A 601-nucleotide genomic window follows, 5' to 3' on the forward strand; every position below is an offset into this window, starting at 1 on the left:
AACCTGCGCGAGCATTATCAGTATGATGTCACCGGTTACCCGTCCCGGCGATTTGACGGGGTGCAGGAGATTATGGGGGAAACCCTCTACCAGGCGGGGCACCGCCTGAACTGGGTGGGCTCGCACCGGTTTGTCTACGACCTGGCCGGTCGCATGAAAGAGAAACAGTTCTTAGCCGAGGGTTACCGGCTGGCGGTGACCAAATACCGCTGGAACAGCCAGAACCAGCTGACCGGCCTCCTCACCCCGGATGGCCACCGGTGGGAATATCGCTATGATGCTTTCGGGCGGCGCACTGAAAAACGCTGTATCCAGACCGGTAAGCTGACCACGTATTTGTGGGATGGGGATACCCCAGCCGAAATCCGGGAATACCAGCATGGCCGGCTGAAAATCATCCGCCATCTGGTGTTTGACGGCTGGGAACTGATGGCCCAGCAGACGCAGCAGTTTACCCTCAATCTGGACAACCGGGTGGAGCTCGTGGTGGGGGCGATTGAGACCCAGTATGCGGTGAGTGCGCCGACGGGTGAGCCGCTGGCATTGTTCGACCCGGCCGGGAAACGGGTGTGGCGGCAGCCGAAACAGTCGCTGTACGGGC

At 60.6% G+C, this 601-nt stretch carries 1 pseudogene; it reads left to right on the forward strand.

The annotated features are described in order from the left end of the window. Nucleotides 1-601 (forward strand): annotated as a pseudogene (locus ABR397_RS23110) (RHS repeat domain-containing protein); the annotation flags it as partial.

It is taken from the genome of Photorhabdus viridis (genome assembly GCF_040256935.1).
Taxonomy (GTDB): domain Bacteria; phylum Pseudomonadota; class Gammaproteobacteria; order Enterobacterales; family Enterobacteriaceae; genus Photorhabdus; species Photorhabdus viridis.